Raw genomic sequence first — 14,482 nt, 5'->3', positions numbered from 1 at the left:
GGTGTCGCTCCTTATTTGCGTTCGTCGCGATAATGGTAGAGGTGGTAGAGGCCCCATTGGCCAAGCCGTCGGAAGGGCGTCTTCCAGCCCTCATGCGGCAATTCGGAATTGAAGATCGGCAGGTCCGGCACCTGTTCGCCGGCGACCAGCTGGGCCATGCGGCGACCGGCCATGGCGGAATACATGACGCCATTGCCGCCATAGCCGAGCGCGTAGAAGGCGCCGGGCAGGTCGGGCAGGCCGGTGATGCGGGGCATCATGTCATGGCTGACATCGACCCAGCCCCACCAGCTGTAGTCCAGCTCGATCCCGCGCAGGGCGGGGAACTTGCGGGCCATGCCCTCGCGCAGCGCCGCGAGATGCGCCGGGTTGGCGGCGTCGCGACCGGTGATGGCAGCGCGCGAACCGATCTGCAGGCGGTTGTCGGGCAGAAGCCTATAGTAATGGCGCAGGGTGCGCGTATCGGTCAGCGGCGAGAGCTTCCGGATGCCGACCGAGTCAAGCTCGGCAGGCGTCAGCACGCGGGTCACCACGCTGTTCGACATGATCGGCATCAGCCGGTCCTTCAGCCGCGGATGCAGGCTGCGGGGCGCATAGGCGGCGGTCGCCACAGCCACGCGGCGGGCGCGGACCGTGCCGCCCGGGGTGCGCAGGTGGTGGATGCCGTTCTTCAGCTGCCATCCCGTCACAGGGCTGTCGGTATGAACCTTGGCGCCCAGTTCGCGGGCGATGCGCAGGTAGCCGAAGGCCAGTTTCGCGGCATGGATGCCGGTGCCATCAGGCTCCCACATGGCGCCGTGCGCCTCCATGTCGCGGGCGACGGTGTTGTGCAACTCGTCACGGGACATCATCCGCGCGCCATAGCCGAAGGTGTCGTTCAACAGGCGCGTTTCGCTGTCCAGCGCCGGCATGGCCGAGGCCTTGTGAGCGATGTAGTAATGCCCGCCGTCCTGCGGCTCGCAGTCGATGGCATGATCGCGGATCAGGCCACGGAACAGGTCGAACGCCTCGGTGATCTCGGCATGAAGGCCCTGCGCCACGTCGAGACCCCAGCGGGCGATCCATTGGCTGCGCTTCAGCCGGCCGGAACTGATCTGCGCCTGGCCGCCATTGCGGGTCGAGCAGCCGAAGGCGACGCCATTGGCCTCGAGCACCACGGCCTTGATGCCGTGCATCTTGGCCAGGTGGATCGCAGTCGAGAGGCCGGTATAGCCCGAGCCGATCACCGCGACATCCACGTCCATGTCGCCGCGGACCGGGCCATCGGCCTCGGGGGCGGGACCGGCGGTGCCGATCCAGTAGGTGGGGGCATAGTCGCTCTGCGGACCCAGCGAGGGCGCGGTCATCGGGTCATAGAGAGGATCGTAGGGGGATGATCCGGGGCGTCTGTTCATCGCGTTCATGGCGGGCTCACTTGGCGGGAACGGCAGGGCGCTGCTTGCGGATCGCCTGTTTCTCGACGATCTGGCCGTCCTTGATGCGGAACAGGTCCACCCCCTGAACTTCGGTGCGAGTGCCATCGGGGTTGGTGGCGCGGAAGGTCCATTGGCTGACGCCGCGGCTGCCATCCTCGCTGAGGAAATGGCTGTGATCGGCCCATTGCACGTCCGGCATGGTGGTCCAGACGCCCTCGAACGCCTTGGCGATGGCGGCTTTGCCCTCAATGCGGTTGCCGTATTCATGCTCGCCCGCGACGGTGAAGAAGACGCAGTCATCGGCGAAATGGGTCATCACGCCGTCGATGTCGTGGCGGTTGAAGGCGTCGAAGGTGGCCTTCAGATCGGCGGCGGTCAGGGCGCGGCGCGTCGTGGTGGCGGTCATAGGAAAGGTCCTTTCTGTTAGTAGCCCAGCATCCGCGGCACCCAGAGGGCGATTTCGGGGAAGCAGGCGATGAGGAAAATGGCTGAGACCGAGGCGGCGGCGAAGGGCAGGGCGCGCAGGCTGATCCGCTCGATCGAGATGCCCGAGATGCCCGAGGCGATGAACAGGTTCTCGCCCAGTGGCGGGGTCTGGAAGCCCACCGACAGCGTGCAGATCATCACGATGCCGAAGTGGATCGGGTCGATGCCCATCATGTAGGCCACCGGCAGCATCACTGGCACGAGGATCATGATCGCGGCCAGTGTCTCCATGAACATGCCGACGATCAGCAGCAGGCCGATGACCATGGCCCAGATGATGTAGAGGTTGTCGGTCAGCGACAGGATGCCGCCGGCAATGACCCCGGGGATGTTGTTCTCGACCAGCACCCGGCCGAAGATGGTGGCGGCGAAAAGGACCAGCAGCACGCGCCCGGCAAGCCAGGTGGTGGTGTCCAGCGACTTGACCACTTCGTTGAGGTCCAGTTCGCGGTAGATCACAACACCGACGAAGAGGGTGTAGAAGATCGCGACGATGGCGGCCTCGGTCGGGGTGAAGAAGCCGGAATAGATGCCGCCAAGGATCACCACCGGGGCCATCAGCGCCCAGAAGCCCTTGTAGCAGGCACAGGCAACCTTCCTGAGCGACAGCGGCTCGGCCGAGCCATGGAAGCCGCGCATCCGGCAGCGGATGTAGTTCATGATCAGCAGGCCGCCCGCCATCACCACACCGGGCAGGAAGCCGGCGATGAACAGTTTCGAGATCGAGACCGACTGGAACTGGCCATGCGCTTCGATCGCGGCGGGGTCGGGCTGCAGGCCCATGGCCGAGATGCCGTAGATGACCATCGGGATCGAGGGCGGGATGATGATGCCAAGCCCGCCGGCCGAGGCCGTGACCGCAGCCGCATAGCCACCGCCATAACCCTGGCGCACCATGGCCGGGATCATCAGCATGCCGACGGCGGCGGTGGTGGCGGGGCCGGAACCTGAGATCGCGCCGAAGAACAGGCAGGCGATGACGGTGGCGGCAGAGAGGCCGCCGGTGAACGGCCCGGCGAGGCTTTCGGCAACCGCGATCAGCCGGCGCGAGAGGCCCGCGGCCTCCATCAGCGCCCCGGCGAGGATGAAGGAGGGCAGCGCCATCAGCGGGAAGGACCCCACCGAGGACCAGGCCATCTGCACCATCTTGATCGGGTTGTCGCCGAGATAGAGCATCGCGGCCAGCGCCGAGACCCCCAGCGCCACGGTGATCGGCGCGCCCAGGACCATCAGCAGGAAGAACGACCCGAACAGGATCTCGATCAGCAGGTTGTCCATCAGTGGTTCCTCCGGTCGAAGGCGCGCTGTTCGTCCTCGGCCAGTTCCAGAACGGCCTCGACGGTCACCTTGTCGGGATCGGCCGGGTCGATGCCACGGACCAGTTTCAGATAGTTCACCTGCAGGATGCGCAGCGTCATCAGGGTGAAGGCGATGGGCAGCGCGAGGTAGACGTAGCGCATTTCCCAACCGAGGGTCTGGGCCTTCACGAAGGGCTTCAGCCGGCTGATGAAGGCGATCGACTGCCAGATGAAGACGACATTGAAGGCGATCCAGAAGGCGTCGCCGATGGCCTCGACGATGCGGGCGCGGGTGCGCGGCATCATGTTCAGGTGGAACGAGACGCGGTTATGCGCCGCCATGCGGGCGGCATAGGAGGCGCCGAAATAGGCGAACCAGACAAACAGGATGACCGACAGTTCCTCGATCCAGGTGATCGAGAAGCCGAAGATCTGGCGGGCGACGATCTGCACGAAAAGCAATGTCACGAACACCGCCAGAAGGATCCGGCACAGATGGCTTTCGAACTTGTCAAGGAACGACCAGAGCATAGACATGCAGGGCCTCCGGAAAGGGGCGCGTTGGGGGAAAGTCAGCGGAGGAAAAGTGGCGCGCAGGACCAGAGCCCGCGCGCCAGTCGGGGAGGAAAGCTATTCCGCGGCGGCGGGGCGCCCCAGCGAGGTCAGGACATTGTCCAGAACCTCCTTGCCGCCGATCTGGTCATAGAATTTCGGCCAGACAGCGGCCTCGGCCAGCGCGATGAATTCCTTCTCGCCATCGGCCGGCTCGGTGATTTCCATGCCGCGGGCGACCAGTTCTTCGCGGATCTTGGTCTCTTCGGCACGCAGGAACTCGGCCGAGGCCTTGGTCGCGGCTTCACCGGCGGCCAGCACCTGCGCCTGTTCCTCTTCGCTGAGGCCCTCGAACAGGGCTTCCGAAACGATCAGCGGCTCGATCGAGAAGATGTAGCGGATATTGGTGATGTATTTCTGAACTTCGTCGAACTTCATCGCGTAGACGGTCATGTAGGGGTTGTCCTGGCCGTCCACGACCTTCTGCTGAAGCGCGGCGAAGGTCTCGCCCCAGGCCATCGGGGTCGGGTTGATGCCCCAGCTCTTGTAGGTCTCGATCATGATCTCGTTCTTCGGCACGCGGACCACCAGACCCTGCAGGTCGGCCACGGTCGAAACCGGCTTCTTCGAGTTGGTCAGAACGCGGAAACCGGAATAGCCCCAGCCGATGATGCGCACGCCGGCATCCTCGATGGTCTGTTCGACCATCTGCTGGCCGATCTCGCCCTGGGTCACCTTCTCGGCGTCCTCCTGGCTCAGGATCACATAGGGCAGGGTCAGCGTGCCGACCGAGGGCGAGAAGGGGGTGATGTTGTTGATGGCGAGGATCGAGAAATCCAGCGTGCCGGTGGCGGCGGCGGTCACCGTGTCCTGCTCGTCGCCAAGCTGGCCGTTCAGGAAGAGTTTCGCGGTCATGTTGCCGCCGGACTGTTCTTCCAGCGCGGCGACGAAGGCCTTGCCCAGGGCCTCTTGCGTGCCGCCGGCGCCATCGCCCACGGCGACGCGGTATTCGGTGGCATGGGCGGGCAGCACCAGCGCGAGGGCGGTGGCGGCTCCGGTCAGAATGCGGGTCATTGCAGACATTGTTTTTCTCTCCCTGTGTATGGCCGCTGGGTGGGGGTGCGGCGACATGACACGGGTAAGATTGCAGAGCGGACAGGGCGATGATATGTCCAGTTTGATCCGAAGATAGGTCCAGATGCCGGCGCGACTTCCCGTTGATACGATCTTCCTGCGCGAGGGCGAGGCGCCGACGCTGCAGGGACGGCTGGCCGCTGCCATCGTGCGGGCGGTGCTGGAAAGCCGGGCGCGGCCGGGGACGCGGCTGCCCTCGAGCCGGCAACTGGCCGAGGTGCTGGGCATCTCGCGGATGACGGTGACGCTGGTCTATCAGGATCTGGTCAGCCAAGGTTACCTCGAGACAGCGCCACGCTCGGGCATTGCCGTGGCCGAGACGGTGCCGCACGGGCGTTTGCGGACGGCGCGGCCCGACCAGCCCCCCGCCCGGTCGCATGGCCAGCAGCCCGACTGGCGGGACTGGCTTTCGAGCCATCACATGCCGCGCCGGGTGATCCGCAAGCCGGCCGACTGGCGCGACTATCGCTTTCCCTTCATTTACGGGCAGGCCGATCCGGCGCTGTTTGACCACAATGCCTGGCGCGACTGCGCCCGCCGGGCGCTGGGCACCCGCGATTTCGCCGATCTGGCCGCCGACCGCTATGGCGCCGATGATCCGCTGCTGATCGATTACATCTGTTCGAACACCCTGCCGCGACGCGGGATTCATGCCCGGCCCGATGAGGTTCTGGTGACGCTGGGGGCGCAGAACGGGCTGTTCCTGGCGGTGGAACTGCTGTCGCGCGTCGACCGGCTGGCAGTGTCCGAGGAACCCGGCTATCCCGATTTCGCCGAGACCCTGCGCAGGGCGCAAAGCCCGACCACCTTTTTGCCGGTGGATGAAGGCGGGCTAAACCCGTCCGACCTGCCCGAGCAGACGCGGCTGGTCTTTGTCACCCCCAGCCATCACATCCCGACCGGCGTGACCATGCCGCTGGACCGCCGCCGTGACCTGATGGCGCGGGCCTCGGTGCAGGATTTCCTGATCATCGAAGACGATTACGATTTCGAGATGTCCTATCTCGCCCCGCCCGCCCCGGCTCTGAAATCCATGGATGAGGACGGGCGGGTGATCTATCTGGGCAGCTTCTCGAAGTCGCTGTTTCCGGGGCTGCGCATCGGCTACATGGTCGGCCCGGCGGAACTGATCGCGCAGGCCCGCGCGCTGCGCTCGATCATGCTGCGCCACCCGCCCAGCCATTTGCAGCGCATCACCGCCTATTTCCTCGCGCTCGGTCACTATGACGCCCATATTGCCCGGCTTCGAGCGGCGCTGAAGGGGCGGCGCGAGGTGCTGGAGGCGGCGCTTTATGCCCATGGCCTCCGCATCGCCGGGGCGCCGGTTGCGGGCGGGTCAAGCGTCTGGATCGAGGGGCGTGAGGGCATCGACGCGGGTGCGCTGGCAACGGCGCTACGCGAGGACAGCGTGCTGATCGAGCCGGGGGCGGTCTTCTTCGAAAGCCAGCCCGTCCCCTGTCCCTTCTTCCGCCTAGGCTATGGCTCGATCGCCGAAGAGGCGATCGCCACGGGGATCGGGCTGATCGCACGGCGGATGGCGCGGATCTAGCGCCTACTTCCCCTGCCAGACCGGATCGCGGCCCTCGGCGAAAGCGCGCGCGCCCTCGTGCAGATCCTCGGAGCCATAGAGCCGGTCGATGGTCGGCAATTGCCGGTTCATCATCCGCGCCATACCGGTGGCGAAATCCTCGGCCTCGGACACCCGCAGCACCTCCTTGATGGCGGCGAAGACGAGGGGCGGACCCGAGGCCAGCAGCCGGGCGACCTCCCAGACACGCGCCTCCAGCCGGTCCTGAGGCAGCACCTCGTTCACCAGCCCCCAGCGCAGCGCCTCCTCTGCCTCCATCCAGCGGCCCATTAGCAGCATCTCCATGGCGACGTGATGGGGGATGCGGCGCGGCAGCTTGATGGTGGCGGCATCGGCGATGGTGCCGGCGCGGATCTCGGGCAGGGCGAAGCGGGAATGGTCGGCAGCATAGATCAGGTCGCAGGACAGCGCCAGTTCGAAGCCGCCACCGACCGCCATGCCCGAAACGCAGGCAATGACCGGCTTGTTCAGATCAGGCAGCAGCTGCAGCCCGCCGAAACCGCCGATGCCGTAATCGCCGTCGATCTCGGCCCCCTCGGCCGCCGCCTTCAGATCCCATCCGGCCGAGAAGAACATCTCGCCCCCGGTCCTGACGATGGCGACCCGCAGCCCGGGATCGTCGCGGAAGGCGGCAAAGGTCCGCCCCATGGCGCGCGAGGTGGCAAGGTCGATGGCATTGGCCTTGGGCCGGTCCAGCGTAACCTCGAGGATCGCCCCCTCGCGGCGGGTGGTGATGAAGGCTTCGGCGGCGTCGGTCATGGTTCGGCCCCTCGTCAGGTTCTGCGACCCATCCTTGCCGACCACGGCTGTCCCGGACAGGGCAAGAACGACGCCTCGGCACAAGAAGGCGGTCAGACGATCCCGCGCTGCAGCACCTCGGCGCGCTGGCCGTCGGCCAGTTCGACAAAGGCGATGCGCAGCCCCGGCCCGGCTTCACGCGGGCCGATGATAATGCTCCCGCCCTCGGCGGTGACTGCGGCCAGATCGCTGTCCAGATCGTCGCTGGCCATGGCGAGATGATCGATGCCGGTGCTGCCGTCCGGGCTTTGCTCGACAAACAGGCTGAGGCCGGCGAGGTCGAGGACGATGCGCAGGCCATTGGCGGTAGTCACTTCCCTGACGCGCCGCGCGCCAAGTTGCAGATAGCCCGCCGCGCTGGCTTCGGGGTCAGTGGCATAGATGTGCAGGTGGTCGAGGCGCAGCGGCATGGCAGGTCCTTTCATGGTCAGGGCCAGCTATGCACGGATTGGCCGCAGAGGCCAGTTTCCGGCTGCGAGGTGGGTTCAGCGCCCGGTGATCGCCCGGACCAGGCCCGCGATCGGCGCGGTGGCCTGCGACCAGAGGCTGGTAAAGCCCTGGTCGGTCTCGATCCCGGCGCAGAGATTGCCGAGATCGGGGTTCTCGGGCGGCTGTGGCAAAGCGGGCTGGGCGATCCTGTCGGCGCAGACCATCAGCTCGGTCGGATCGAGGTGATAGTCGAACAGCTCGTTGGCGCGGATCGCCAGTACCTGCGGGCCGTCGCTGCGGAAGGCGATGCCGGTGGCATTGCCGTCGAAATCGGTGATCGTGCGGGGGCGGGCCTGCGCCTCGGGGTCCAGCACCCGCACCTCGCCATTCTGGATCATCGCGATCCAGCGGGCCTGGTCGCTGCCCCCGGTCGGCGGGCTGAGATCGAGGCTGCTGCGCCACAGATATTGCCCCTCATCCTCGAAAAGCCGGGTGACCTTGATCGTCTCGTCATCGCTGGCGCTGGCAAGGAAGCGGCCATCGCCGGTGAAGCTGAGATCGTTCACCGGCTCGAGATGCTGGGCGACGATGCGCGAGGAGACCGGGGCGCCGGGGCCAAGCTCGACATTCCAGGCCGACACGCGCCCATCCCAATCGCCGGTGGCGATCAGCGGACCGCCGGTCTGGTGCCCCAGCCGCGAGCGTGCCTCGGGTGTGATCGCCAGCGACACGACCGGCGCGCCATGTTCCAGCGTCTTCAGCAATTGGCCGTTGGTCACGTCCCAGATCCTGACCGTGCGGTCCCAGCTGGCGCTGGCCAGGTTGGCGGCCTCGCCTTCGCCGGGCAGGAAGCGCAGGGCCGAGACCCGGCCCTCATGCGGCAGGACCTGCAACAGACGGCCCGTCCGCCAGTTCCACAGCCGAACCACCTGGTCCCATCCCGCCGTCGCCAGCAGATCGCCGTTGAAGGCCAGCTCGGTCACCGCCTCGGCATGGCCGTCGAGGCGGCGCAGCATCAACCCGCTGCCGCTGTCCCACAGCGTCACCGACCCGTCCCAGCTGCCCGCCGCCAGCACCGCGCCATCGCCGCTGAAGCCCAGCACGTCGATCCGGGCGGGCCGGTCGGGCAGAGCCATCGGCTGCGTGGGCACGCCCGACGCCGTCAGCCCCCCGATCCGCAGCGATCCGTCCTCGCCCGCCGCCGCGATGCGGCTGCCGCCGGGCGCGATGGCAAGGGCCGAGACCTCGGCGCTCAGCTGCAGAACCGCGACCGGCGCCGGGGGCGGGCCAGAGGCCGGGATGGCCTGCAGGGTCACACCCCCGCCCGGCAGGCCGGCGGCGATCAGGCGGCTGCCGGGATCGCCGGCGATCTGGCTGGCGCGGGGCAAGAGCGGCTCCTCCGGCAGAACGCCCGAGCATTTCGGCGCGCCGCTGCCGGGCAGGGTCCAGAGCAGCGCGGCATGATCCAGCCCCAGCGACACCAGCCGCTCGGTCGTGGCCGGCTGGCCGCCCCCCGCCTCGGGCAGGAAGATCAGGCGCGAGACCGCGCGGCTGTGGCCGGTCAGGCTGCGCTGCTTTTCCAGCGCATTGACGGCGCGGTTCAACGCGCCTTCGGCCTCGGGCAATACCTGCCCATCATGGATCTGGGTCATGCAGATGGCGGCCTCGGCGGTGCGAATGCTGGCCAGCGGTTCGGTCGCCAAGGTGCCGATCGCCCGCAGCGCCTGTTCCCGCGCCCATGAGGCGCGCTCGGCCGACTTGGCCTCGTCCTCGTTCTTCAGCGCATAGCCGAGGAAGCCCAGCAGCAGCGCCGCGACCGTCAGGACCAGGTTGCGGCGGCGGCGGCCCTGCCGCTTGCGCATCGACTCGCTGGCCAGCACGAAGGCCTTGCAGCGGCGTTCCTCCTTCGAATTGCCCTCCAGCCCGCCGCGCCCGACCAGTTCCACCGCCTCGGACAGGCGCGCGCCGCGCCACAGGTAGTCGGGCTGGTGCCGGTGTTCCTCCCAGGCCGCGGCTGAATGGCGGATCTGCTGCTTCAGCTGCAACTCGCTGCGGTGATCCTCGAGCCATTGCGCCAGCGGTGCCCAGGCCCGGAACAGCGCCTCGTGGGCCACCTCGACCACCCGCTGATCGCCCTCGGCGCGCGAGATCAGCAGGCGGCGCTCGATAAAGCGGTCGATCAGGTCCTGCACCGGCACCAGTTCCGGCTCGTCCAGCGCCAGAGGCTGGCGGGTGAACTGGCCGTCCTCGGCCAGCCGCACCATCTCGAGGAAGGCGGCGCGCAGTTCAGGTTCCTGACCCCGCTGGCGGGCGGTGGCGAGGATGGCATCGGCCTCGTTCGCCACCGCGCCTTCCAGCCCGCCAAGCCGGTCGTAATCGGCCAGCGTCAGCCGGCCCGCCTGATGCCCGTCTCGCCAGAGAAGATAGAGCGTGAACGAGAGAAGCGGCAGGGCGTCGGCGCTGCTCGCATCCGCCAGCAGACGGTCGGCAAGGCCCGCTTCCAGCTCGATCGCACCCAGCTTCGCCGGCGCCTCGATCACCCGCCGCATCCCCTCGACCGGCATCGGCCCCAGCGACAGAGTGGCGAAATCCATGCCGTGATGGGCGTTGACGGTCTGGAAGCTTTCCAGAAAATCCGACCGCATCGTCGCCACCACGGTCAGGGGCGAGCCCTCGGCGGCGAGCGAGGCGGCGATGAGGCCAAGGAAGCGCGCGGCCTCGCCCTCGGGGCTGTCGGTGCCCAGAAGCTCCTCGAACTGGTCGATGACCAGCAGCACGCGGGCGGTGGTGTGGCCGGCGCTACGGCGCAGGTCCGCGATCAGGTCCAGCAGCGGGGTGGCTGCGCTGCCGCCATGACCCGGGGCCGGATGGCGACCGAAGATGCGGCGCAGGTCAGTCAGGCTCCAGTCGAGGAATTCCAGCAGCGAGGCCTCGCGCGAGGCCGGCTCCTGCCGTTTCAGCGCCTCCAGTTCGCTGATCAGCCGGCCAAGCCGCGACGGATCGACGGGAGTGGCACCGACCTGCGCCGGCTCGGCACTGCGCCGCTGTTTCGAGACCTCCTGCCAGTCGCGCAGCCGGTCGCCAAGTGTCCCGGCCTCGTGCAGCGCCGGGGGCGCATCGGGGGCATAGCGGCGAAAGCCCTGGCCGATGACCTGCGCCAGCTCGGCAAAGGGATCGCGGCCCGGTCGGAACGGGTCGAGCACGATCCAGCGCTCCGGCTCGCGGCGCAGGCGCGGGATAAGGCCGGCGCGGGCCAGCGAGGATTTGCCGCTGCCCGACGCACCGATCACGAGGATCAGCCCCGGCGCGCCGCGGTCGACCAGCTCGATCGCGCCCCGGATCTCATCCTCGCGCCCGAAATAGACCGGCGCGTCCTTTTCCTGATAGGCGTTCAGGCCGAGATAGGGCGAGGCAGTCGGGTCCCAGTCCCCGACCGCGCCCAGAAGGTCCAGCTCCTTCAGCCCGCGCCACAGCCGCTGATAGCCGGTTTCGGGATCGCGGCGCAGGTCGATGAACTGCCGCTCGGTCAGGATCGAGGGCAGGCGGCCCGGGTCGCTGATCGGGTCGGCGACCAGCGCGATGATCTGCTTGCCCTCCATCCGCGCCAGCGCGATCTCGGCAAAGCACCAATGCGAGGCCAGGTAGCTGTCGGTGCAGATGGCGATGACCGCCCGGCAGGCGCGCAGCTTGCGATAGAGCGTGCGTTCCCAGCTGATGCCGGCGACGATGCCCTTTTCCGGGTCGAGGTCCAGAAAGACGCAGGTATGGCCCTGCGCCCTCAGCCGCGCGGCGAGATCCTGTGCCAGCGTATTGTCGGCCGAGCTGTGACTGAGGAACAGCGTGCTCATCAGCACCCCTCCTCGTAATAATGGTCGGTGGCGCGGGCAAAGGCCTCGTAAAGCGGTGGCAGGGTCAGCCCCCAGCGGGCCAGAGTGGGGGTGCAGACCTGCACGATGAATTGCTTGGACACCACGACTGGCAGGCTTGCGGGGGGCGTGCCGTCCAGCAGCTCCAGGGCCAGCGCGGCGGCGACCTCGCCCTGTTCGAAGGGCGAGACCGACACGGTCAGCATCGACCCGTCCTCGCTGTTGGTGGCGCCCATGCCGATCGCCGGCACGGTCGCATGTTCGGCGGTCCATTGCATGACCTGCGCCGCCGGGCGCAGGAAGGGGCCATCCGCGCCGTCGCGGATATTGCGGTAATTGGTGACAAGGATCACATCGGCCTCGCGCCCCGCCCGCTCGACTGCCACTTGCCAATCGGCGAATGTGTCGACCTGCACCGGCGGCAGGAAATCGGCCGGCGACCAGTCGAAACTCTCGTAAGAGGGAATCTCGGCGGTGATGGACGAGGAATGATCGCCGATGAACTGGATGCGCGGGCGGGCGCGGGGCGGTCGTGTCGCGCTTTCCAAGGCGATGGACAGCGCGGCATCGCGGATCGCCGGCAGGGGTTTGCGTTCAAGGATGCCGGTCACCTCGGCGCCCGGCGGGTAATAGTCTGCGGGCTCGCCATTCACCCCGCTGAAGACCACCCGCACCCCCGGCGCGCCCGGTGCCGGCGCGACCACCGCCTTGCCGACCAGCGCCTGCGCCTCGTCATCGACCAGCACCAGCACATCGGGCGCCCAGCTGCTGACCGCGTTCAGCGCCAGCGTCGCCGCGCGCTCCTTGAACGCGGCATCGGTATGGTTCTTCAGGTCCATGTAGTGATAGCGGAACAGGATGTTCCGCCGCCCCTCGAAGCCGCGCGTGAGCCCCTCGTTCACCGAGGCGACCCAGGGATAGGCCGGATCGTTGCTGTGGATGATCAGGATGCGCGCGGTCTGGGATTTCTGCACCACCACCAGCGCGAAGAACAGGCAGGCAAAGACCAGCATCACGGCCAGCCGCAGATGGCGGCGGGTCATGACAGCAGGTCCAGATGCTGCCAGAAGCGCAGGCTGCCATAGATTGCCCCGATCCTCAGCGCGATCATCACGACATTCGCGGCGATGATCCGCCGCTCGTCCAGGACATGGGCGAGGCCGCGGGCCTCCAGATCGCTGCGCAGCTTGAGGTAATAGGAGCTTTGATAGGGAAAGACATAGGTGTCGGCCACGGCGAGGATGATGAAGCCGATGAGCCAGAGCGACAGCCCCTGCGCCGCCGCCAGTGGAAACAGCGCCGTGGTGAAGAGGATCACCGTCACCCCGGTCGGCAGGGCCAGCCGCACCGCGAGGATCATCCCCGAGACCATCAGGATGAAGCGCGGGAAATCCGACCTCATCGACTCGCCCAGCCATGTCAGATGCGTGACGATCACCTGATCGAGGCCGGTGATGGCCGCGACCGGGACCCAGCCGATGATGGTGCCGAGATAGATCAGGATTGGCCAGTCGATCTGCGCCCGGATCGCCTCGCGGCCAAGCGTGCCGAACATCATCAGCGTGACAAAGATCGCCAGCGCGATCCACGCGACGTCGATGCGATGCGACGGCCCGGTCAGGATGCCGCCAATCATGGCGAGCACCGCCAGCGCCGCCGCCCATTCCGGCGCCGAGACCGGGCCCAGCAGCCGGCGCTGTTCCCGGATGGTGGCGCGCGGCAGGCTGAAGCTGCGCGCGCGGCCGAAGATCAGCGCCGAGACCAGCCAGAAGCTAGCCAGCACGATCAGCCCGAAGACCGAGGCGGCGTAGAGCCAGGCGATCCAGCCGAAGGCGAACTGGGTCTGCGCGTCGAAAAGCCCATAGACCACGAGGTTCGGCACCGCCGCCGTCAGGAAGATCGGCACGAAGATCGAGGCGCCCGAGAGCAGGCTGAAGATCAGCCGGTTGGCAAAGCGATCGTGCGCCTCGGGTCTGGAGATCTCGATCAACTCGATCATCAAGGGCGTGATGATGCTGACCCGCCCGACCACCGAGGGGATGACGGGCGACAGCACCATGCCGATGCCGAAGAGGCTGAGGTTATAGCCGAAGGGCGTCGCCGGAACCTTGCCCAGCACCCAGAGCGAGAACCGATAGGTCAGCCCCGACGAGACCATCAGCGCGCCGATGCCGAAGATGCTGAGCGTCACGAAGAAACTGTCCGAGCGGAAGCCCGACAGCACCTCGGCGGGCGGCGCCACATCCAGCAGGATCATCGCCAGCGCGGCAAAAAGCGGCGGCACGTATTCCGGCACCAGCCCGAACAGCCACATCACCACGGCAACCATCACGATGGCCAGGAAATCCGTCGCGGCAGGGTCCAACGGCAGCCGCTCTGCGACGAGGTAGACGGCGAGGGGCAGGGCGATGGTCAGCAGCCAGCCCAGCAGTGGGCCGAGGCCCTCGGCGGTGGGTTGGGGCTTGTCGGGCGCTGCGTGGGGCGTGGCCTGAGCCTGTCCGTCATAACGTCCGGCATAGGCGCGAAAGAACGCCTCGCGAAGGTCGCGGCGGCGGCCGGCGAGATGGGCCAACTGGCCCGCCGGGATCGCCAGCACCGTGGTCTCGGTCTCGGCCATGGCGCTGGCGCTGTGGCTGCCGAGGCCCAGCAGCGCCTCCTCGCCGGCGCAGCCCTCGACCTGTCGGGCGCTGCGACCCTGCCCGTTCTCCAGCCGCAGCGCGCCGTTCTGGATCAGGAAGACGGTATCGGCTGGCTCGCCGGCGCGGTAGAGGAAGTCCCCGGCGGCGATCACCCGGCGCGTCACATGCGGGATCAAGGCCGACAGCGCCATACCCTCCAGCCGCCCGAGGATCGGGTCGGCCAGCAGCGCGTCTGCGGGCAACGGCAGCGTGGCCGGCGCAGGGGCGGGGGCGGGCG

General features: G+C 67.7%; 11 protein-coding genes. 1 reads left to right on the top strand and 10 read right to left on the bottom strand.

What is annotated here, in order from left to right; all coding sequences use genetic code 11:
- Positions 1-11 precede the first annotated feature (11 nt).
- From CX676_RS08705 to CX676_RS08685, 5 genes are all read right to left on the bottom strand, one after another.
- Positions 12-1,403, bottom strand: a complete 1,392-nt coding sequence (locus tag CX676_RS08705; protein ID WP_101752263.1) for an NAD(P)/FAD-dependent oxidoreductase — start codon at positions 1,401-1,403, stop codon at positions 12-14.
- 7 nt (positions 1,404-1,410) lie between these two features.
- Positions 1,411-1,821: a nuclear transport factor 2 family protein gene (locus CX676_RS08700; protein WP_101752262.1), complete on the bottom strand. Its 411-nt coding sequence runs from the start codon at positions 1,819-1,821 to the stop codon at positions 1,411-1,413.
- Positions 1,822-1,838: 17 nt separating this feature from the next.
- A complete protein-coding gene (locus tag CX676_RS08695) occupies positions 1,839-3,179 on the bottom strand; it encodes a TRAP transporter large permease (protein ID WP_101752261.1) in 1,341 nt (446 codons plus the stop codon).
- Positions 3,179-3,736: a TRAP transporter small permease gene (locus CX676_RS08690; protein WP_101752260.1), complete on the bottom strand. Its 558-nt coding sequence runs from the start codon at positions 3,734-3,736 to the stop codon at positions 3,179-3,181. Before CX676_RS08690 ends, CX676_RS08695 begins: the two co-directional genes overlap by 1 nt.
- A gap of 93 nt (positions 3,737-3,829) precedes the next feature.
- Positions 3,830-4,834 (bottom strand): TRAP transporter substrate-binding protein, encoded by a 1,005-nt coding sequence (locus CX676_RS08685; RefSeq protein WP_101752259.1) that lies wholly within the window; start codon positions 4,832-4,834, stop codon positions 3,830-3,832.
- A gap of 115 nt (positions 4,835-4,949) precedes the next feature.
- On the opposite strand from CX676_RS08685, the gene pdxR reads away from it, so the two are divergent.
- The gene (gene pdxR, locus CX676_RS08680; RefSeq protein ID WP_101752258.1) at positions 4,950-6,434 is read left to right on the top strand and encodes a MocR-like pyridoxine biosynthesis transcription factor PdxR; all 1,485 of its coding nucleotides are present in this window, start codon (positions 4,950-4,952) and stop codon (positions 6,432-6,434) included.
- Positions 6,435-6,437: 3 nt separating this feature from the next.
- Here pdxR and CX676_RS08675 read toward each other — a convergent pair whose 3' ends face one another.
- The 5 genes from CX676_RS08675 to CX676_RS08655 form a co-directional block, all read right to left on the bottom strand.
- Complete coding sequence (locus tag CX676_RS08675) at positions 6,438-7,232, bottom strand: enoyl-CoA hydratase-related protein (protein WP_101754228.1); 795 nt, start codon at positions 7,230-7,232, stop codon at positions 6,438-6,440.
- A gap of 92 nt (positions 7,233-7,324) precedes the next feature.
- Positions 7,325-7,681 carry a VOC family protein gene (locus CX676_RS08670; RefSeq protein WP_101752257.1) on the bottom strand — a complete coding sequence of 119 codons (357 nt, stop codon included), beginning with the start codon at positions 7,679-7,681 and terminating at the stop codon, positions 7,325-7,327.
- A 75-nt stretch (positions 7,682-7,756) separates the two neighbouring features.
- Positions 7,757-11,548, bottom strand: a complete 3,792-nt coding sequence (locus CX676_RS08665; RefSeq protein ID WP_157935888.1) for an nSTAND1 domain-containing NTPase — start codon at positions 11,546-11,548, stop codon at positions 7,757-7,759.
- Entirely contained in the window at positions 11,548-12,609 is a 1,062-nt protein-coding gene (locus CX676_RS22530) for an ABC transporter substrate-binding protein (protein WP_157935887.1), read from the bottom strand. The genes CX676_RS08665 and CX676_RS22530 overlap by 1 nt, the downstream gene beginning before the upstream one ends.
- Complete coding sequence (locus tag CX676_RS08655) at positions 12,606-14,447, bottom strand: anion permease (protein ID WP_101752255.1); 1,842 nt, start codon at positions 14,445-14,447, stop codon at positions 12,606-12,608. Before CX676_RS08655 ends, CX676_RS22530 begins: the two co-directional genes overlap by 4 nt.
- Positions 14,448-14,482: the final 35 nt, after the last annotated feature.

The sequence above is a fragment of the Paracoccus zhejiangensis genome (genome assembly GCF_002847445.1).
Lineage (GTDB): Bacteria > Pseudomonadota > Alphaproteobacteria > Rhodobacterales > Rhodobacteraceae > Paracoccus > Paracoccus zhejiangensis.
Note: the sequence above shows the minus strand (reverse complement) of the source record. Positions and strands in the feature narration are given on the sequence as shown.